The sequence below is a fragment of the Brevibacillus centrosporus genome (genome assembly GCF_003710815.1).
GTDB lineage: Bacteria > Bacillota > Bacilli > Brevibacillales > Brevibacillaceae > Brevibacillus > Brevibacillus centrosporus.
In genome coordinates, this window is sequence record NZ_RHHP01000005.1 from 63,873 (window position 1) to 83,862 (window position 19,990).

15 protein-coding genes are annotated in these 19,990 nt (G+C 50.9%); 9 read left to right on the plus strand and 6 right to left on the minus strand.

Going from position 1 to position 19,990, the window contains the following annotated elements; all coding sequences use genetic code 11:
* The first annotated feature begins 36 nt into the window (after positions 1–36).
* The gene (locus EDM55_RS06645; RefSeq protein WP_122959905.1) at positions 37–1,191 is read left to right on the plus strand and encodes an MFS transporter; all 1,155 of its coding nucleotides are present in this window, start codon (positions 37–39) and stop codon (positions 1,189–1,191) included.
* Positions 1,192–1,256: 65 nt separating this feature from the next.
* Here EDM55_RS06645 and EDM55_RS06650 read toward each other — a convergent pair whose 3' ends face one another.
* Genes EDM55_RS06650 through EDM55_RS06660 form a run of 3 tightly spaced genes read right to left on the minus strand, consistent with a single transcriptional unit; the run spans position 1,257 to position 4,961 of the window.
* A complete protein-coding gene (locus tag EDM55_RS06650; RefSeq protein ID WP_092274282.1) occupies positions 1,257–2,072 on the minus strand; it encodes a hypothetical protein in 816 nt (271 codons plus the stop codon).
* The gene (locus EDM55_RS06655; RefSeq protein ID WP_122959906.1) at positions 2,065–3,693 is read right to left on the minus strand and encodes a hypothetical protein; all 1,629 of its coding nucleotides are present in this window, start codon (positions 3,691–3,693) and stop codon (positions 2,065–2,067) included. The genes EDM55_RS06650 and EDM55_RS06655 overlap by 8 nt, the downstream gene beginning before the upstream one ends.
* 5 nt (positions 3,694–3,698) lie before the next feature.
* Entirely contained in the window at positions 3,699–4,961 is a 1,263-nt protein-coding gene (locus EDM55_RS06660) for an O-antigen ligase family protein (protein WP_092274276.1), read from the minus strand.
* Positions 4,962–5,130: 169 nt separating this feature from the next.
* On the opposite strand from EDM55_RS06660, the gene murJ reads away from it, so the two are divergent.
* Positions 5,131–6,657: a murein biosynthesis integral membrane protein MurJ gene (gene murJ, locus EDM55_RS06665; RefSeq protein ID WP_092274273.1), complete on the plus strand. Its 1,527-nt coding sequence runs from the start codon at positions 5,131–5,133 to the stop codon at positions 6,655–6,657.
* Here murJ and EDM55_RS06670 read toward each other — a convergent pair.
* Complete coding sequence (locus EDM55_RS06670; protein WP_092274270.1) at positions 6,632–8,008, minus strand: phenylacetate--CoA ligase family protein; 1,377 nt, start codon at positions 8,006–8,008, stop codon at positions 6,632–6,634. The genes murJ and EDM55_RS06670 overlap by 26 nt on opposite strands.
* 174 nt (positions 8,009–8,182) lie before the next feature.
* Between EDM55_RS06670 and EDM55_RS06675 the strand changes: the two genes are divergently transcribed.
* The 3 genes from EDM55_RS06675 (at position 8,183) to EDM55_RS06685 (ending at position 12,077) form a co-directional block, all read left to right on the plus strand.
* Positions 8,183–9,820, plus strand: a complete 1,638-nt coding sequence (locus tag EDM55_RS06675) for a putative polysaccharide biosynthesis protein (protein ID WP_122959907.1) — start codon at positions 8,183–8,185, stop codon at positions 9,818–9,820.
* Positions 9,821–10,212: 392 nt separating this feature from the next.
* Positions 10,213–10,686 (plus strand): MarR family transcriptional regulator, encoded by a 474-nt coding sequence (locus tag EDM55_RS06680; RefSeq protein ID WP_092274264.1) that lies wholly within the window; start codon positions 10,213–10,215, stop codon positions 10,684–10,686.
* Positions 10,687–10,841: 155 nt separating this feature from the next.
* Positions 10,842–12,077, plus strand: a complete 1,236-nt coding sequence (locus EDM55_RS06685) for an MFS transporter (RefSeq protein ID WP_122959908.1) — start codon at positions 10,842–10,844, stop codon at positions 12,075–12,077.
* A gap of 45 nt (positions 12,078–12,122) precedes the next feature.
* On the opposite strand, the gene EDM55_RS06690 is transcribed toward EDM55_RS06685, so the two are convergent.
* Together EDM55_RS06690 and csaB are read right to left on the minus strand one after the other, a co-directional pair.
* Positions 12,123–12,971: a class I SAM-dependent methyltransferase gene (locus EDM55_RS06690; protein WP_092274258.1), complete on the minus strand. Its 849-nt coding sequence runs from the start codon at positions 12,969–12,971 to the stop codon at positions 12,123–12,125.
* Between the two features lie 107 nt (positions 12,972–13,078).
* Entirely contained in the window at positions 13,079–14,188 is a 1,110-nt protein-coding gene (csaB, locus tag EDM55_RS06695) for a polysaccharide pyruvyl transferase CsaB (protein WP_092274255.1), read from the minus strand.
* Between the two features lie 386 nt (positions 14,189–14,574).
* On the opposite strand from csaB, the gene EDM55_RS06700 reads away from it, so the two are divergent.
* The 4 genes from EDM55_RS06700 (at position 14,575) to EDM55_RS06715 (ending at position 19,817) form a co-directional block, all read left to right on the plus strand.
* Entirely contained in the window at positions 14,575–15,504 is a 930-nt protein-coding gene (locus tag EDM55_RS06700; protein WP_092274252.1) for a 50S ribosomal protein L11 methyltransferase, read from the plus strand.
* A 95-nt stretch (positions 15,505–15,599) separates the two neighbouring features.
* Positions 15,600–16,778, plus strand: coding sequence for a thiolase family protein (locus tag EDM55_RS06705; protein ID WP_092274249.1), 1,179 nt, complete (start codon positions 15,600–15,602; stop codon positions 16,776–16,778).
* Between the two features lie 133 nt (positions 16,779–16,911).
* On the plus strand, positions 16,912–17,901 hold the full coding sequence (locus EDM55_RS06710; RefSeq protein WP_092274245.1) for an LCP family protein: 990 nt from the start codon (positions 16,912–16,914) through the stop codon (positions 17,899–17,901).
* 212 nt (positions 17,902–18,113) lie between these two features.
* Positions 18,114–19,817: an AMP-binding protein gene (locus EDM55_RS06715; protein ID WP_122959909.1), complete on the plus strand. Its 1,704-nt coding sequence runs from the start codon at positions 18,114–18,116 to the stop codon at positions 19,815–19,817.
* Positions 19,818–19,990: the final 173 nt, after the last annotated feature.

Consider the following 19,990-nt stretch of genomic DNA (forward strand, 5'->3'; position numbering starts at 1 on the left):
TACGGGGATTTTCGTCGGAAATGGAGACTGAATACAGTGAAGCTGGGCATTCAAAGCTTGCGCGCTTATAACTTTTTTTATTTTTCTCTTCTGTCCATCTTCATCTCATTTGTGCCCGTGTACTTGACGTTCCGCGGCGTTACCCCAGGGGAAATCGGGATGATGGTTGGCTTTGGCTCGTTCATCGGCATTCTCTCCCAGCCCTTCTGGGGGTTGGTGAGTGACAAGTACAAGACAATCAAGCGCATTATCCTCCTCACACTGGGAGCATCCATACTGGTAGGCATGACGTTGTTTACCACGAACCATTTTTCCCTTTTGTTTCTGTTAGTTGGCGCGATGTACTTCTTCCTGCTGCCTACGGACCCGTTGACGGAAAGCCTCAATTACCGAGTGGCGCAGCAGCATCAGATCAGCTTCGGATCGATTCGGACGTTCGGCGCGATCGGATATGCCACAGCGTCCTTGATCATCGGGTGGACGGTGGATCAGCTGGGGATGGATCGTCTTAGCTGGCTCTTTTTGGGCTATGGACTGCTCGCGTTTGTGTTTGCGCTTGTCGTCTCTGATGCACCCTCCAGTAGCAAGAAGCTGTCCAGGCAGGAGCTCAAGCAATTTTTCTTCTATCCCAAGACCCTGCAATTCTTTTTGCTGGTGCTGATCGCGGCGACACCGCATCGCACCAATGACAGCTTTCTCGGCGTTTTCGTCCAAAGTCTCGGCGGGAGCACGGGCGATGTGGGACAGGCGTGGTTTTTTGCGGCCATCAGCGAGGTGCTATTTTTCGCCCTCAGTGCACGTATCCTGCAAAAGTGGAGCGAGATCAAGCTGATTACGTGGGCAACCGCTTTGTACACGATCCGTTACGCTTTGTGTGCGATGGCGCCGTCTGCCGAGTGGGTCGTGTATTTGCAGCTGACCCAAGGCGTAACCTTTGTCATCTTCTATACGGCGACCATTCAGTACTTGTATCGGATCATTCCTGAGGAGTGGAAAGCAACCGGACAAACGATACTGGCTGTCCTATTCTTCGGAATCTCCGGCATTATCGGATCGATCGCTGGGGGATGGGTGTTTCAGCAATGGGGAGGAGCGGCCTTGTACATGGTCATGGGTGTCCTCTCGCTTGTTGCCTGTGGGTATAGCTTGACACTCTGGCGGTCACAGCACACAGAAGAAGTCCAATCGTAAGCAAAAAAAAGAGCTGATCGCCTTTGCCGCGTCAGCTCTTTTTGCATCTCATGTTGCAGACTAGATTAGTAAAGCAGGTACTTTTCGACTTCCGACGGATCCTTGATATGAATACCCGGATCGTTGTATTTGTAGAGCTGGAACAGCACCTGTTGATCCATTGTCCCGGCTTCCGGCAGCGGGAGGATGATCCATGTTTCGTACTGGTGAATCAGACGGTCGTCCTTGCCGATCCAGAACGTTGTTTTGATCGTGGATTCATTCAAAATGTAGTCCAGATCAGGTCGATTGCCCAGCTTCTGCTTCAGCGGATCCAGAAGAGCGCTTTGGCTGGTTTTCAGCCAATCGGCACCCGTCATTTTGAGCTGGAAAGGAACGCATACGGTTCCGTATACTTTATCATCTGGCAGCTGAACGGCTTTGTCCATGAAAGGCAGCCAGTCGTCAAAGCCAGCCAATACGTCAAACGCAAGTGGATCTTCATTTGCCGTCAGCCAGTAATCGTTGGCGCGGATGTAGCGCTTGTCGTCGATGCGGTAGTACTGGTATGGCTGTGCCGCGATGCGGGCATCTACGTTGTAGCCTTTGCCGTTGACGACGGCTCCGTTGAACATGCTGGTCGTGGAACGGGAGAGGATCATGTTTTTTACATGTCCTTTATACCAGTAGGATTGAGCTTCCGGGTCTGTTTTCGCTTTTTCCAAAGCGGTTTTCAGCCAGTCCGCTCCGGATTCCGTCTGCGCCGTTGTCGTCTGCTCCGGTGTAGTCCCAAAATTGGTGGAAGCGAACGATTTTGGACCAGACTCATAGGTGCAACCGCCGAGCAGGGCAGCCGCGCAGATGCCAGCGAGCAATGCCGATGCCTTCGTAAGCTTACGCATGGCGAACCCTCCTTACTACGCCGTAACCCAATAGCCCGATAAACAGAATAATCGTGAGTGTGAGCACTGGGACGTTGTGTGGTTTGAATACGAGCACGCGATGTGTGTTGTAAATGGTGGCGACGATTTCGTTTTGCTTGTCGCCATCGACGTCACCGACTTGGACGTTGATCAGCGGCAGGTAAATCCGCCAGTTTTCTTCCAGCCCATCTGGGGTATAGTTGTATCCGCTCAAATAGCGGCTGTCTGTCGTACTTACCCAGCTTTTGGCCTTGGCGATAATTTCCGGCTGTCCAGCTCCGACAGAGGCGAAGTTGGAGAAGCGGAAGCTCTTGTCGTTTTCAGCGCTTGCCCACAAAATCTCCCAGGTGCCATCTGCTTTCGGCTTCAGGATGTAGGACGGCTTTCCTGCGATCAAAAGCTCGTCTACTTTGTCATGGTCGATATCTGCCGGGATGAATTCACCCGTAGCCAGCTCCGCTTCTTTACGAGTAAGTGTGTAGGCTTCGGTAAGTGTACCATCTGCTTCTACCTTCAGGACGCTCAGGTGCTCGCCCATCGTGACCAAGCCTTCGCTGCCATCCGGGAGCATCATGGTTGTCATGAGCTTTGTCGCTTTGGTCGTTCCGCCAAACGGTTTGCCATCATACGTACCTGTCAGCATGCCGCCCTTGATGTGCAAATCTTTGTATTTGCTGCCCATCTGCCTGCGCAGGTCCATGCTTCCGTCGTTTTCCTCCAGCTGATTGGCGATGTTGTCCATATCCAGCATGAAAGCGCGATAAGGAGCAGTTCCTACCTGCAGCATAGCTTCCGCGTAAGGCTGGCGCTGTACGTTTGGCACGAGCTGACCATCTTTCATCGTATAGTACGGAAAGCCAGGGTAGTCTGTAGGCAGCTGTTGCTTCAGAACCGTCATGGTCTCAGCAGGGATCTGGTCATTTGGCATGCGAACCATTTTGCCATCTCTCCAGGTCAAGACGTACAACGAGACCGGTTCAGGCTGCAGGTGCAGAAGCTTGTCAGCCAGTGCCTTTTTCTCTTCTTCGGTCTCCGGCTTTTTCGCCGCCTCTTCCGGAAGAGGGAGCTCTTCAGCATTTCCATAAGTAATAATCTCTTGCTTGCCGTCGTGATCCACGTCGTACAAAGCCATCGGGAAGTAGTCAACCCATTGACCGTTGTAGAGGCGATCGGATTCGTATTTCACCGTGAAATGGCTCAGGGCAGCCAGCGTGTCCCGATTGAAGGTCACATTGGCGAGCAGGGCAACGATCACGAGGGAGCCAACCGCTTTCCAGTTCAGACGTCCATACCATTTGGCGAGGAGCGCGATGACGATGATTGCAATGGCTCCGCCTATCAAAAGAGCTGCCGTTGTTTTCACATCGACCCGTGTAAGCGCACGGTCAAGCAGCAAGACAGCGATCGTGAAGGCAAGAACTTGCCTGCGTTCCTTTGGATGGACCACGTAATAGCAGAAGGCCAGAAGTGGCAGAAACACCAAGAGAGCGATCCACGTCAGGTCGAGAAATGCAGGTTTGATGAGCAAGTGGTAAATGAGCAGCAGAGCAATGGCGTACAATGCCCAGCCGACCGTAGTTAGAATAGGATTGCGTCGCATGGGATTCACCACCTTTTTGTTTGGGTTTGGTCGACGAATAAAGCGCAGAAGAAGCCGCCAAACAGCCAGAAGTAAAGGGCCATGAACGGCACCTCAAAAATGTTTTCCACCAAATTGTGCAGGGCGACCGCAAAGAGTCCACCGAATAGTCCCAACAGGGCGAAGAAATACGGCGACTCTGTCAGGCTGCGAATGACTTTAATACTGTAACGAAGCATTTGCGCGACGAGGCCGATCAGCATGATAATCCCGATCAAGCCAAATTCAGCAAGGCTCTTGAAGAAGTAGCTGTCCGAGTAAATGGTTCCGAAATGACGCGAAGCAACCGCTCCGCCGTGATGACCGAGGCCAACGCCAAACAGTGGCTCGACACGCATTTTGTCATAAGCTTCACCCCAGCGACCGAGGCGTCCGCCTTCCAGACTGGAAGACATATAGTCAGCCGTAAACAGAGTGAAAATCCGGTTTTTGATCGTACCTACGAGTGGGACTGACTCAGGAACAAAGAATAGAGCCACGACCCCGATGATTCCAGCGAGAACGAGGTAGCCTGCAATGCGCTTGTTCCATATGTAGCAGCATATGAACAGCGAAAACGCTAAAGCAAACCAAGCGCCGCGAGATCCGGTAAGAAGCAGCGCAAGCAGTGTAGTCAACGTAACGACTGCCCACACAATCTTTTCTTTCCGGGATGGTGCCTTCAGGAAAAGTCCGGCAGCCACAGGAGCAATCAGAGCCATGTAGCTTCCCAGAACGTTGGGGCTTGTCACAAAGGAAAAAGCGCGAGTCGTGATCGCTTCTCCTTCCTGTACCCAGGATTCAGGAGTCTGTACACCCAGGACTACCTGCATGACACCGACGAGACCTGCCAAAAATCCGACGAGGGCAAGTCCCTTCATCAGCTTGTCCAGCTGCTCCATCGACTGCAGCAGGTAAAAGCCCATCAGGAAGGCAATGATGTACTGATAGACCGAACGGAAACCTTCCACGCTCGCATCCCAGTTGGCCATGTCGGTTACCATCAAGGCGATGCCGAGGACCAGAAAGGCGATCAACAGGTGCTTGATCTTGGGCATCGTCCTTTTGCCCTGAAAATAGGCAACGAACGTAAAGCCTAAAAGGATCAGGAGCAGACCTTCATCCCAAAAAGACGAAACGACAGGAATCGGTAGAATTTTCCGCAACACATAATCAATGACAGGATAGGCCAAAAGCAAATACAACCACGTAGTTGATTGGCTTCCCCACTTCAACACGGTTTCTCTCATTTTGATTGTAGTCCTCCTACACGCTTAGGATTAACCTGTCTATTATAATGAATCCATCTATCTCGCCGCAACCCAGGCAGGAAAGAGGTTGGTAGGAACCATAGAAATAAGATATGATATCAAGGTATTAACAGCATTCGTCGTTTACTAGAGATAGGAGATAAGGTACATGAGTTTGTTACGAATCGCTTCGATGATCGTCGTATTGACGCTGGTAGGAAGGCTGCTCGGCTTTTTCCGCAGCATCTATCTATCCAGCTTGTACGGCACGGGAATGGAGTCGGATGCCTTTAATATTGCGGCGACGATTCCACTCACGCTGTTCTTGGTCGTGCCTGGAGCTGTCAATGCCATCCTGATTCCGACCATGCGCGGACTGATGGAAAAGCAGCAGCGCACAACGGAGCTGTACCACAAAATGCTGACGGTCATTCTGGTCATATTCGTCGTGTTGGCTGGAATGGGAGTAGGATTCTCGAGGGAACTGGCTGCCATGTTCGGCTTGTCGGGTGAAAAGCTGGAAATGACGGCTGACATGCTGCGTTGGATGTGGCCATCCGCGATCTTTATCGGCTTGACCGGGCTTTGGTCGAGCATTTGCAATTCGCATCAGCATTTCTTTACACCGACGCTCGGGACAGTGGCGAACGGGGCTGTCGTCATTGTTAGCATGTACGTTCTCGTGCCGATCTACGGACCGAACGGCCTGGCGATTGCCACTACCTTGGGCTACTTGGCAGCGATGCTGACCATGATCCCAACCTTGCGCCGTTTCGGCTACGACCATCGCCTGTCATTTGCCTGGAAAAATGACGAGGCACTAAAAGGTATGGGTGAGCGTGTCATCCCGATTTTGATCGGGGCTGTGGTGGCGCAAGCGACGACATTTCTGGAGCGCGGTTTCGCAGAGGGAGTGGGGACAGGAGTGATTTCTGCACTTGCGAACGCCAACCAGATCGTGCAAATGCCTATGGCGATATTCGTAGGAGCGTTCACGCTGCCTCTCTTTCCGCTGCTCGCCAGTCACGTGAAGCGCGGCGAGATGAAAGAGATGAAGCAAATCCTGCAAAAAGGGCTGGCCTACCTGCTCATCCTGCTCATCCCGGTGACGGTCGGTCTGGCTTTGTACGCGGAGCCAATCGTCCGCCTGGCTTTTCAACGTGGCGCTTTTGATGAGTACTCCGTCGCTTTGACAGCGTGGGCGCTGCCGTTCTATGGCCTCGGGCTTTATTTTCTGGCAGCACGCGATTTGCTTACAAGAGCGTTTTATGCGTTGGAAAACACGCGTACTCCCGTGCTGATCGGAGCGATCGGGATCGGCGTGTACGCAGCAGCCAACTGGCTTTTGATTCCTTGGATGGGGCACGGTGGAATCGCCCTGGCCAATGCCCTTTCAGCCCTCAGTCAAGCTGTCTTGCTGTTTATTTGGCTGTGGAAGGCGGTAGGTGTCCCTGTGCAAAGCGGCTTCCTGAAAACGCTCGCCAAGACGCTGATCGCTTGTCTGGTAATGGGAGCAGCGATTGTGCTGGCAGATCCGTGGCTGTCCCTGTTGCCTCTGTGGATCTATCTGCCGCTCGGGATTGTGGCTGCAGCGCTGCTGTATTTGGCTGTGCTCGCGATCCTGCGAGAGCCTTTGGTTTCAGAGCTGCTGCAAAAGGTACGCAGACGTTCTACTCCAGCGGCTGGACGCTCTTGAGCGGGCATTCACGTATGGCATAACGAAATTTTCCTGAGCCGGTCGGTGGAATCTGGTCGACGTACGCTACCTGTACACTGACTTCACCCAGTGCCATCCGAATGCCCGCCAGCAGGCGATCCTCGTCAGCGGTGTGAAAGCGACTGGGCTCTTTTACCAGCTTCAGGCTCAGACTTTGCGGCTCATGCTGGATGAGCTGAAAGGTGCGAAAGCTTTCCAAATTGCGCACGATGTGGTTGAAATAATGACCATGGACATACTGCCCATTTTGCGAAATAAACATGTCGTCTTCTCTTCCGTCAATCGTGTTCAGGAGTGGATAGCTGATGCCACAAGAGCATAATTCTGGGGAAAGCGCGACGACATCGCCCAACTGATAGCGCAGGCGAGGCATGACCGTATTGTGCAGATCCGTGACGAGCAAGACACCGGATTCCCCTGGATAAAGGGGGAGATGGGTGATGGGATCGACGACCTCCAGGAAGCAATTCTCACTGAAGGCGTGCATCCTGCCGGCAGGACACTGATAGGCGATGATCCCCCCATCACGGGCTCCGTATTCATTGATGATGGGAGCCTGAAAAGCTTCTGCTATTGCTTTTCGCTGATGCTCATGCAGGCTCTCTGCCGTTGAAACGACGCCCTTTAGTGGGATTCCAATCGTCCAGCCTCGGTTCAGCATCATTTCGGCAAGAATATGAAGAGCAGAGGCATACCCGTATAAATAAGCAGGCCGAAAGCGTTGAATGAGCGTCAAATGCGTCTGCAGCCTGCGTTCGTCCAGTTCGTAGGCGGAGAGAAGCAGCCGGTTTTTCAGCCAGCGTTCCTTCCAGCGATACCGTTTGGCTTGCTGCTGGTTCAGCTCCAAGGGGGATCCCCAGATCATCACAGAAGGATCCCCGATCTGGATGCCGTGCCACGATAGTCCAAGCCAGCGAGCCGCTTCGTAGTGCTCGACGGCGATGCGGTCCAGATAAAAGCGAGTGGGCTCTCCGGTTGAACCGCCTGTCCGGTTTCCGATGAGCTGGGCGGAATTTACGCCTTTCGTTACGTAATCGTCCGCATGCAGGCGGAAATGAGTTTTGCTGAGGATGGGGATGCGCTGTAAAAAACGCTCAGGAGGAATGCGGCTCGTGTCCCACTCAGAGGAAAGCGACGCGTAAGCCGGGACTTTGTGCACAGCATGCTGCAGCAGGCGTCCCAGCTTTTGTCTTTGTCGATCTAGCAGCTGCTCCTGAGAAAAGCCCTGCGCATTCTGCAAATCTCGCAAGTAGTGGCGTGTCCGATTCTCTTTCAGTCGTTCCATTAGTGGCCACTGAACGTTTCGGATCAAAAATCCGGTAACAGGCATGATTACCCCTCCTATTCATGGCAGACGATTCTAAGAAGTCGATCAATCTACGTTTCAACAGTATTCCTGCCAAATTCCATCGTTATACCTGTTTGCTGGAAAGGGTAAATGATAGTAGGATAGAGAGTGGGTTCATGTCGATTCGGGGGATCCCCCCCTATAAAGGAGTTTCCCATGTTGAAAAAAAGTCATTTTCTCGCAGGCGCGTTAATTCTCGCCGTGGCGGGGATTTTGTCCAAAGTGATCGGGATGTTCTACCGCATTCCACTTCAGGAAATTGTGGGGGACAACGGTCTCGGACTCTATCAAGAGGTGTATCCGCTCTACCTGACCTTTCTGATTCTGGCTACTGCGGGTGTTCCTGTCGCTTTGTCCAGAGTCATAGCGGAAGCATTGGCAGAGGGCAAGCAAGGCTCCGTCGGACAGATTCTGGCGCGGAGCATGGTCATGATGGGAGCTATCGGTGTCGCTCTGTTTGCGATTTTGTATGTGACATCTCCTCTGATTGCAAAGATGATGGGAAATCCGCATTTGATCGAGCCGATCCGTGCGATATCCTTATCCCTGCTGTTCGTCCCGCTGATTGCGGTCATTCGCGGATTTTTTTACGGCTATCAAAAGATGCTGTACGTCGGCTTGTCCCAGATCGTCGAGCAGACCTTGCGTGTCGTCTTTATTCTGGTCGCTTCGCTCTATCTCGTTTCGCTGGGTGAGGATACCGACACAGTGATTACCGGTGTCAATTTCGGTACGATGATCAGTACGTTTTTGAGTCTCGGTTTCTTGGCCATGCTGATGTGGATGCACAATCGCAAAGATTCAGTATTCACGGGTGCTCAGTGGAAGCGCGTAGATTGGTGGTACGATCGTGCCTTCTTCGCATCCATGTGGCGCATTGCCTGGCCGATCTGTATCTCTGCCCTGGTGATCCCGATCTTTTCTCTGACCGACTCTTTTCTTGCGATTAATATTTTCCGTTATATTTGGAACGTGGATGGACTCACTGCAGATACGTGGTTTGGAATCTATAGCCGTGGTGGTCCTCTATTGCAGATGGCGAGCTTGTTCGGCTCCTCGATTGCTCTTTCTATCGTTCCCGCCATTGCTGAAGCAGTACGGCAAAAGGACTCTGAACGTGTCACGACCTTGACCAAGCTGTCTTTGCGCTTTGCGTGGCTGATTGGACTGCCAGCCGGACTGGGCTTGACCGCTGTAGCAGAAGGCGCGAACCTGGCTCTCTACGGTGATATGGAGGGCACACGAGCGATGGCTATTCTAGGAATCAGTGCGATTCCATTGTCCCTCCTTCTCGCGACCAACGGCATTTTGCAAGGGATTGGAAAAGAGAAAATCCCGGCACGCCATTTGCTCTACGGTGTGTTGGTGAAGGTAGCTGCGACTCTCGTCTTTACGTCGCTGTTGGGCATGGACGGTCTTTCTCTGTCCTGGCTGTGCGCGACAGCATTTGTCTGCATCCTCAACATGCGGACGATCAACCGTCTGGTAACGGTGCCGATCAACTGGCGATTTGATACGCTCTATCCGCTTCTCGTCGCCAATCTCATGCTGCTTCTGGCATGGGGAGCGACAGAGGCTGTTGAGCTGCTGCTTGCTGGCAAAGAAAAGGTGCGCTTGCTGGGAGCGTTGGAGACCGTTTCAGGAGTCGGCGTAGGTCTGATCATCTACCTGGGTCTGCTGCTGCTCATCCCGCTGATTGAGGAAAAAGAGCTGGAATGGCTGCCTGGAGGCAATAAACTGCGAACCTTGATGAATGCCATTCGCAAAAAACAGACGCAGTCCAAGATTCAATAAAGGGTAAAATGAAAAAGGGCGTCCTTCTGTCGATGAGTGATAGAGGGACACCTTTTTTTATACAGTAAGAATTTATAAGATTCTTATCCAGTATAAGTGCAACTAAGACTGCGCCATAAGGCTTGGCGCAGCCAAGTTTTCTAATACAGGAAGAATTTGAGGAATTCTTATCCAGGATAAGGGCAACTAAGGTGAGGTCTGTACTCTTTGGGTGCAAAAGGCTTGGTAGAGCCAAGTTTCTAAACATGATGCAGCATGCATGCAAATGTTAGGGGGTGGAAGCAGGATTGGTTTATTAGGTCAGGTTGCTTATAATAAGATATACCGTAAAGAATGAGCGTTTGAACGCAATTTACATATTGCTCATGTACCAACGTGTGGGAGGACAAGCCATGAATAAAGAAGAGCTGGTCATCATGGAGTTCAGGGACTTATTCAACAAAATGGTTTGGCTGAATAAGAGTAAGATGGAAGACAGTCTGAAGGGCTTTAAGCCTTCTGAAGTACATTGCATCGAATACATTGAAAGAAATGTAGACTCCAACGTGACAAAGCTTGCGGAGTCCCTTTATATGACTAGCGGTGCCATCAGTAAATTAACGCAGAAGCTCATAAAAAAAGGCTTGATCGAAAGTTACCAAAAGCCGGAGAATAAAAAAGAAATTTATTTTAGGCTAACGGAGCAAGGAAAAGTCATTTATAAAATCCATGAGGACCTGCACAAAGAGTTTCAAGAGCGGGATAAAGCCGTATTTGAGCAGGTAACCGAGGAACAATTTGACAGTATGCTGAGCTTCATAGAAAGATATAGCAGGCATTTGGATGAGGAAATAAAGAAACTGGGTATAAATATTCGGTCAGAATAATGGATGAATGAAAAGGACAACACAGGCAGCCCAACTCTACGGAGAGCGGGCTGTCTTTTTTTATTCGCATTATTTTGTTGCCAAGGAAGGAAAAATGGAGTACGATGTTTTTGTTTCCGAGGAAGGAAAATCGCAACCTTGAAAGGAGCATGTAAGTGTCTACATTTCGATCACATCATGAACAGAGCACAGAAACTGCCATAGATAAAAGGGCGTTACTATTCGGACTGATGTCTGTGTTTCTTTGCGGGCTTGGCTTCAGTATCATAGCACCCGTCGGCCCATTCTTGGTGCAGCCTTATATAAACAATCCGGGAGATCAAGCGATCGTTGTTACACTGCTGACCTCTGTTTACGCGATCTGCGTGTTTTTTGCGGCCCCTGGACTTGGAGCTTTGAGCGACAGATTTGGTCGTCGTCCCTTGCTCTTACTATGTCTATTGGGCTCCGCAATCGGGTACTTCGTTTTTGGCTTAGGAGGTGCGCTATGGGTACTATTTGCTGGTCGCATCATAGAAGGAATTGCAGGCGGGAGCATCAGCACTCTCTTCGCATACTTTGCAGACATCACCCCTAGAGAACAGCGCACCAAATACTTTGGGTGGATGAGTGCGGCAGCAGGTGTAGGCTCCGCCATTGGTCCAGCTCTAGGCGGTTTGATTGCCAGGTTTGGTTACGCTGCCCCTATGTATTTTGGTGCGATCATCACCCTAATAAATGTGGTTTTTGGATTCTTCTTTTTGTCGGAGAGCCTTGACGAGAAGAGTAGACTGAAAAAGATTACCTTTGTCAGACTGAATCCATTCACACAGCTTGTCAACGTACTTTCCGTTAGAAACGTAAAAAGGCTGCTGGTCTCCGCATTCTTAATTTGGGTACCCAACGGATCTTTACAGGCAGTTTTCTCCCAATTGACAATAGATACTTTCCATTGGGCGCCTGCACTCATTGGACTTATATTTTCCATTTTGGGCGTCCAAGACATCATTTCACAAGGTTTCATTATGCCAAAGCTTTTGAAAAAACGCAGTGATGCACAGATAGCCATTCTGGGAATGGTTTCGGAGGTGATCGGCTACATTCTGATTGCAGCATCAGCTTTGTGCTCCTTCTATCCGCTTATAATCGCAGGAATGTTTCTCTTTGGTTTTGGCGATTCGATCTTTGGGCCTTCATTCAATGGGATGCTATCCAAGTCTGTCGATTCAAGTGAGCAAGGAAGGATTCAGGGAGGGAGCCAATCTATTCAGGCTTTAGCCAGAATAGCTGGACCTATTATTGGAGGACAAATCTATGTATCACTTGGTCATGCCGCCCCCGCTTTTATGGGGAGCATTCTAATAGCGGCGGCCATACCCGTTTTGTATAAGGGGACGCATGTAACGAAGTAAAATCAAGCCCGAGTGAGTTTCAATCACCCGGGCTTCTTTATGGAATTACCTCTTTTGATAGACACATACGACCATTTTGACAAAGAATTCTCGGAAACCAGGCAGCTGTGCGAGACCTTGTAGCTGGCTGCGCAGAGGAATTTCCTTCTGGTAGACAGCAGGCTGCGTGACACCTTGCTGGATCCGGCGAAAACGCTTGATCGTCATGCGGTTGATATAGGAGATGGTATCGCTGCCGTCCGGACGTTTGTCAAAGCGAAAAGAGATACGGTCAGAACCGTCTGGCAAATCGCGAACGAGCTCTTTGTAGGCATCAATCAATGCTTGTTCGGAAAAGAGGGCGTGTACCCATGGAATTCCGATCGCATCCGAAAGATGGGCTCCGTACGGATGGTAGTAAGGCGGGAAGTTGATATAGAGATGACCGCCTGGCTTCAGCACCCGGAAGCATTCCTCCAACGTTTTCTCCGGCTCTCCCACATGCTCCATCGCGTCATTCATGATGATGGTGTCAAAGGTGTTATCCTCGAAGATCATTCGCGCAGCATCGCCTGTCATGAAGGAAACGACGTCTGCGAGCCCTTTTTCTTTGGCAAATGCATTTCCTTCCTCCGCATAGTGAGGGACGATATCGATGCCGATCATTTTTTTCGGACCATATGTGGCGTAGTAGCAGGTTTTCCCACCACCGCCGCAGCCGATGTCCAGTACTGTTTTGTCCCGGAACATTTGCTCCTGGGAGTGGAAGGGGAGGAAGAACTGGATTGTCTGGTCCCCTTTTTGAAACTGCCATTCGGTATAGCTCATCTCTCCGTTGTTGGCCAGATTAAACGGGTGAACGGGGAGAGGGAATAATCGATTCATGCCAATTAATAGTTGAGAGGAAACGGACATTTGCTAGTCCTCCTTATCCTATTCCTGTAGAAATGGAAATTTCTCAAGGAAGGTAGTATAAGCGCAGGTGAGGCTTCGCCTGCGCCAAAAGCTGGACAAAGCCCCTTCTACGAATCAGTGTTTTTTCGCAAAGCTTGCAGCACCAATTCGCTGCTTTTGGCTGCTTCGATTTCGAGCAGGCGCGAGTGCTCTGTCACCACGCCAATTTCCTGATCCATGCGGTCTAGACGCTCTTCCAAGAGGGCAAGCAAGCTATTTTCCGCAAGCTTCGTGATATGACCTGCATTCGGCATACCGGCGCGCTCGACAAACCGATCAATTTTCGGATCGTAGGAGATTCCGATAAAAGGGGTCCGCAGCATGCAAGCGAGAATCAACGAATGCAGGCGCATGCCCACCACGTAATCGCATTGCTTTAAGACGGACATGATGTCATGGAAGGTCACTGGCTCATCAAGAAGTCTGGCACCAGGCTGTTGCATCTGATCCATGATTTCACGGGAAGGCGCAAGGTCGCTGGGAACATGCATCGGTAAAAACAAGACGTTCCACCCGCGCAAAAGAAACCAGTCAGCGGCCCTGGCAATGACCTTTTTGAAAGCCTGCTCCTGCTTCCAGTTCCGAACAGAGATGGCGACCAGAGGCTTGGCGGGATCTGCAAACTTGCCTTGCAAAAGCTCAAGGCCGCGCTCGTCCGATATATCCTCCGGAGAGATCGTCAGAGCTGGGTCAGCTGTTATATGAATGGGCGCTTTTACTACCCCACAGGATTTGAAGTCTTCGCCGGACTCGTAGTCACGCACGGTAATGACGTCTACCCGGTTGACCACTCGTTTGATCATGGAACGACTGAGTGGCTTTAGGATCGGACCAAAACCTTGCGCGTAAAAGACGACAGGTTTGCCCAGCAGCTTGGCGATCGTGACAATGCCCAAATAGTAGAGGACACTGCGCGGGCTGGTTACGTCTTGCATCAGCGTACCGCCGCCCATCACCAGCATGTCGCTTCGCATCAGCTCGCGGACGATGGTACCGAAGCTCCAGCGGTCATACGCTTCAATCCCAAACAGTTCCGCTGTGCGATCTGGCTGATTGGACAAAACCGCCAGGGAAATATTTGGTTGTTCCCTCTTGAGGGAGCTGATGATGCCGTACAGGACCACATCGTCTCCGGCATTATTAAATCCGTAATACCCGGAGATGAGAATTCGCGACATGGAGTGAACCTTCTTTCTATATCAAACGTACAGGAAAAATACATTCTCAAGTATAATCGAGTAAACAAGGGGAAGTAAAGCAACCCTAGTAAAAACTTGCTTCCTCTACATCGTCTGTAACCTGATAGGGTATAATGAATAGGCTAAATTACGAAAACATATAGAGGAATCCCATAACGAACATGCCGATCCCAAGAACGATCAGGGCAATCATCGTGACGAGAAGTCCTTTGTTCTTGCGGCGTCGATAAAAGAATTCGCCAAACATGGTAAGCCTCCCAACGGAAAAATAGTCCATTCTACTATCATACCACGTAGAGTAGGAACCTCGCCATTAGCAGATGGAGCCTACGCAGGGATGGCACCAAGGAAAGGAGAAAGCAATCATGGAAAATATGTGGCTGAAATACACCTTGCTGGTAGAGAGGGAAACAGAAGATACGTTCGTGGCAGAGGTTTTGGGGAGTCCCTATACACTCGGGTGGATCGAGCCACAGATTGAAGTGCTGACGACGGAAAATGGCTACGACTATGCGGAAAACACGGACGGACCGGCAGTCGGCTATTTGTTCGAGCCCATGCAGGATGGGGAAGAGGCGCATGTAGAGAGATTGCAAGCTTACATACAGCGCTGGAATGGCCATGTCACGCTAAAAGAAGTAGAACAGGTTCCTGAAGAGAACGATTCCTGGAAAGAGGAGTTTCGCGAGGTAAAGATAGGCAGCTGGTGGGTAGCTCCGACGTGGACGGACCCGCAGGCTTTGGAAGGGGCAGAGCATGTGCTCTGGATCGATCCGGGTGCTGCTTTCGGGACGGGCTATCATGGAACGACGCAGGACAGTCTGCTATTCCTGCAGGAGCTTTCCTTGACAGAAAAAAACGTGCTGGATATCGGGGCAGGCTCAGGGATTCTCTCCCTGTACTGTGTTCTAAGCGGAGCTCGTCAACCCGTTTACGCAGTCGATATCAATCCGCAGAGCGAATACCAGGTGCTGGTCAATGCAACGAACAACCATTTGCCGGATTCGGCTGTACGGGTCGTGATTGGGGATGCGCTCTTGCCGGAAGTAGCGGAGAAGCTTCCAGAGCGCTCAGACCTTATTTTGCTCAATATCGGAGGAGACGAGGATATTGCGATGCTGCCAGTGGTAGACAAGCATATAGCGCCGGACGGCTTGGTCATTCTCTCCGGAATCGTCGATTGGAATCGCAGCCATGTGTTATCCGCCTACGAGGAAGCTGGCTATCGACTGGAAAAAGAGCGTCATAGTGACGAGTGGGTTACTTTACTGCTGCGAAAAATCACGATGAAGTGAACTTGTAACTCATCTGTGCGATAATAGAGAAAAATACGAAAGCTTCTGCCAAAGGCTGCTCTGGTGGAAGCTTTGCCGCAATGGAGGGAGAAACAATGAAGGAGCAAGTAGTCATTGCCGCTGCTGGGCGTACGCCAATCGGCTCTTTTGGTGGTGTACTGAAAGATGTAAGCGCTCGCAAGCTGGCGGAAACCGTTATTCGGGGAGTATTGGACAAATCGGGAGTTCAGGCGAGCCAGATTGATGAAGTGATCCTCGGCAACTGCATTCAACGAAGTGATGAAGCAAACATCGCCCGTGTCGTCGCGATTGATGCCGGACTCGGGAAAGAAGTGACGGGCTTTACGGTGCAGCGTCAATGCGCTTCCGGCATGCAAGCTCTGGCAAGCGGCGCGTCTGAAATTTTGCTCGGTGACAGTGAGATCGTGATCGCGGGTGGCGTAGAGAGTATGAGCAATGCTCCTTATGTGCTGAAAAACGCTCGCTGGGGAAAACGCCTGATGCACGGCGAAATGACGGATGCCATGTGGGATCTCTTGACCGATCCACACCACCAGATTTTAATGGGCGAAACGGCAGAGCGATTGGTTGATCGCTACGGCATTACCCGGGAGGAGCAGGATGTGATTGCACTGCGCAGTCAGCAAAATGCGATTCGAGCCATCGACAACGGTCTGTTTGCAGAAGAAATCATCCCTGTACCTGTCAAAAAGAAAGGGCAGGAGACACTCGTGGCCACAGATGAATTTCCTCGCAGAGACGTATCGCTGGAGGGGCTTGCCAAGCTGAAGCCAGGCTTCCGCGCAGATGGAACGGTGACAGCAGGCAATGCATCGGGACTGAATGACGGGGCATCTGCTGCGATCCTCATGAAGGAAGGAAAAGCAAAAGAGCTCGGGATTGAGCCGCTCGGACGAATCGTATCGTGGGCGTGGGCAGGCGTGGAGCCAGATCTGATGGGGTATGGCCCTGTACCCGCTGTCAAAAAGGCGCTGGCGAAAGCAGGACTCTCCTTGTCTGACATCGAGCTGATTGAGGTCAATGAAGCTTTTGCTGCCCAGTATCTGGCGGTAGAAAAGCTGCTGGAGCTCCCGCGCGAAATCACGAATGTAAATGGAAGCGGTATCTCGCTCGGCCACCCTGTAGGATCTACAGGCTGCCGTATTGTCATTACACTGCTCCATGAAATGAAACGCCGTCAGCTAAAACGTGGCCTCGCAGCTCTGTGCGTTGGCGGCGGAATGGGAATGGCCATGGTTGTGGAACGCGACTAAAAGCAGCATCCACCAAGAAAAACGAATACTCCAAAATGTTTAAAGAGAGCCTCTCCTGTTAAGAATGAAAGCAAGTCCCTGTCTGAATTCGTAAAGACGGGGGTTTTGCTAGAATAGGGGGAGGCTCTTTGCTATGATGCTCTTTTCTTTTTTGAGGAAGAATTGGAAAAAAATCGCGTTTCACACGATATCGTGCATGTTGATAGGAGCGCTCGTCGCGGTAGCGTACACAGCCTATCAATACAAACAGATGACACAAAAATGGTATGCCCCTATCGAAGAAAAAAACGGAAATAGCACGCAGGCCTCTGCTTCTTTGCCGCCTCGGGATTTTCTGGCAGGTACAGAGCCAATGAAGCCTTTTTTGATGCTGCTGCTCGGGGTAGACAGCAGGGATGGCGAGAGTGCTCGCTCAGATACCATCATGCTGGCCGCAATTCATCCTGCCAAGCAAGGCGCTTATCTCTTATCCATACCACGGGACAGCTATATGGAGCTTGGCGGAAAGGGATACGATAAAGTCAACCACGCGATGGCTTTTGGCGGTCCCAAAATGGTGAAGGAAGCGTTGGAGAAATTTTTACAAGTAAAGATCGATCGATACATGTCTGTAGATTTTGATGGATTTCGCCAAATCGTCGACGAGCTCGGAGGCGTTTCGGTCGATGTGAAAAAGCGGATGAAATACAGTGACCCAAGCGATGACACCTTTATCGACATCAAGCCTGGCTTGCAAACCCTATCTGGGGAGCAGGCGCTCGACTACGCGCGTTACCGAAAAAGTGATCTTGGCAAAGAGGACAGTGATTACCAGCGCATCAATCGCCAGCAGGAAATCGTCCGTGCGCTTGCTTCCAAGGGATCGAGCGTGCAGGCGTATGCGAAGGCATTTTCTTTGATGGAGATTGTGGGCAATCACGTCAAAACGGATTTGACAGAAGGGGAGATCGCTTCGCTGCTCATCTCCTACGGGGATCCGACACCGAATGCGATTCATACGGACACCCTAATTGGTCAAGACGAACGCATTTGGCACAATGGCATTTTGGGCTGGTATCACTTGGTGCCAAGCTCGGAACGGGAGCGCGTGCGTCAGCAAATCGTCCACGCAACGACCCCATAAATCTCTTCCTTCAAGCAACAGAAGGGCTGCATGATTGGCAGCCCTTTTTTGCTGTTTTCGCTTTGAAGGGACAGCAAGAAAATCGTGGGAAGGCGAATTTGCTAATTAGTTGTAAAATTAGCTATTTTTCGAATAAAATAAGAAGAAGGAAGAGATTGTGAAAGCGGATCTTACGGGAGAGGCAAGGCCAATTTTGGATGGAGGGAACGCCCATGTCAAATGCCAAGCCTTGGATTGCGAATTACCCGCCAGAAACTGCACCCTCATTGGAATACCCCCGTGTTCCACTGACGTTTTTTTTGGAGCAGTCAGCCGCAGAGTATCCAGATAACTATGCGATTTATTTTATGGGAAAGCGTATTACCTATCGTGAGCTGTTGCAGATGTCGTACCAATTCGCCCACGGACTCATTCGTCGTGGAGTGAAAAAGGGCGATCGCGTTGCCATCATGCTGCCAAACACTCCACAGGCGGTCGTCAGCTATTACGGTGCCTTGTTTGCAGGTGCCATTGTCGTGATGACCAATCCCCTCTATACAGAAAGGGAGCTCATCCATCAGCTGAACGATTCAGGCGCAGAGACCATCATCACCCTTGACTTGTTATACAAGCGCGTTTCTTCTGTAAAGGCATCCACTCCACTGAAACGAGTAATCGTAACGAGCGTTGGAGATTTCCTTCCATTCGTCAAGAAAATGCTGTATCCGTTGGTCCAAAAGAAACAAGGACACAATCCGCAAATACCGTATGGCAGCGAAGTTGAGCCTTTTCTTTCTATTATAAAAGAAAGCGCTACCACACCGGTGAAAACAGAAATTGACCCAGAGGCAGACATCGCCCTTTTGCAGTATACCGGTGGTACGACAGGGGTAGCCAAAGGCGTGATGCTGACACATGGCAATCTCATTGCCAATGCCATCCAATGCCAGGCTGTGCTCTACAAGCTAAAAAAGGGCAAGGAACGAATCCTTGGAGCCCTGCCTCTCTTCCATGTGTACGGGATGACGACGGTGATGAACAAAGGGATCTCGATCGCAGCAGAGATCATTCTCGTGCCCAAATACGAGGTCAAACAAATATTTGAGATGATCGACAAGCGAAAGCCTACCCTGTTTCCAGGCGCTCCGACGATGTACATCGCCCTCATCAATCATCCCGATTTGAAAAATCATGATCTGTCCTCCATCGAGGCTTGTGTGAGCGGATCAGCCCCATTGCCGCTCGAGGTGCAGAGCAAATTCGAGGAGCTGACGCACGGCAAGCTTGTAGAGGGGTACGGACTGACCGAAGCCTCGCCAGTGACTCATTCGAATCCGATCTGGGACAAACGAATTTCCGGAAGTATTGGATTGCCTTGGCCGGATACCGACTGCAGGATTGTCGATACCGCTACCGGAGAAGCTTTGCCACAAGGGGAAATCGGAGAGCTGGCAGTCAAAGGACCTCAGGTGATGAAAGGCTACTGGAACCGCCCGGAAGAGACAGCGGCGATCTTGCAGGATGGCTGGCTTTTGACAGGCGATATGGGGTATATGGACGAAGAGGGCTATTTCTACATCGTAGATCGCAAAAAGGACATGATCATCGCAGGCGGCTTCAATATTTATCCACGAGAAGTCGAGGAGGTTCTGTTCGAGCATCCGATGATTCAGGAGGCAGCTGTCATCGGGGTTCCCGACCCGTACCGCGGAGAAACGGTCAAAGCGTTCATCGTATTCAAGAAAGGCCAGCAGGCGAGCGAGGATGAGATCGAAAAGCATTGTCGCGAGCGGCTGGCAGCTTATAAAATCCCGAGGCAATACGAATTCCGTTCTGATCTGCCTAAGACGATGGTAGGCAAGGTACTCCGGCGTCAGCTGCAGGACGAGGATAAAAAGCGAAGAGAAGCAAAGAGCAGTGAAAGTAAAACCAGCTAGGAGCAAAACGAAGCAGGTCTGTTTCCCACAAACGGTAGGAGATGGACCTGCCCCGAATTGCGGGCTGGAAAGTGTAGACACAATTCTGGAATTGCAGCCAGCGATGATTGACATGAATCATCGGCTGATATAAACTGATTATGAATGAATGGTCATTCATTTTATTGTCAGTG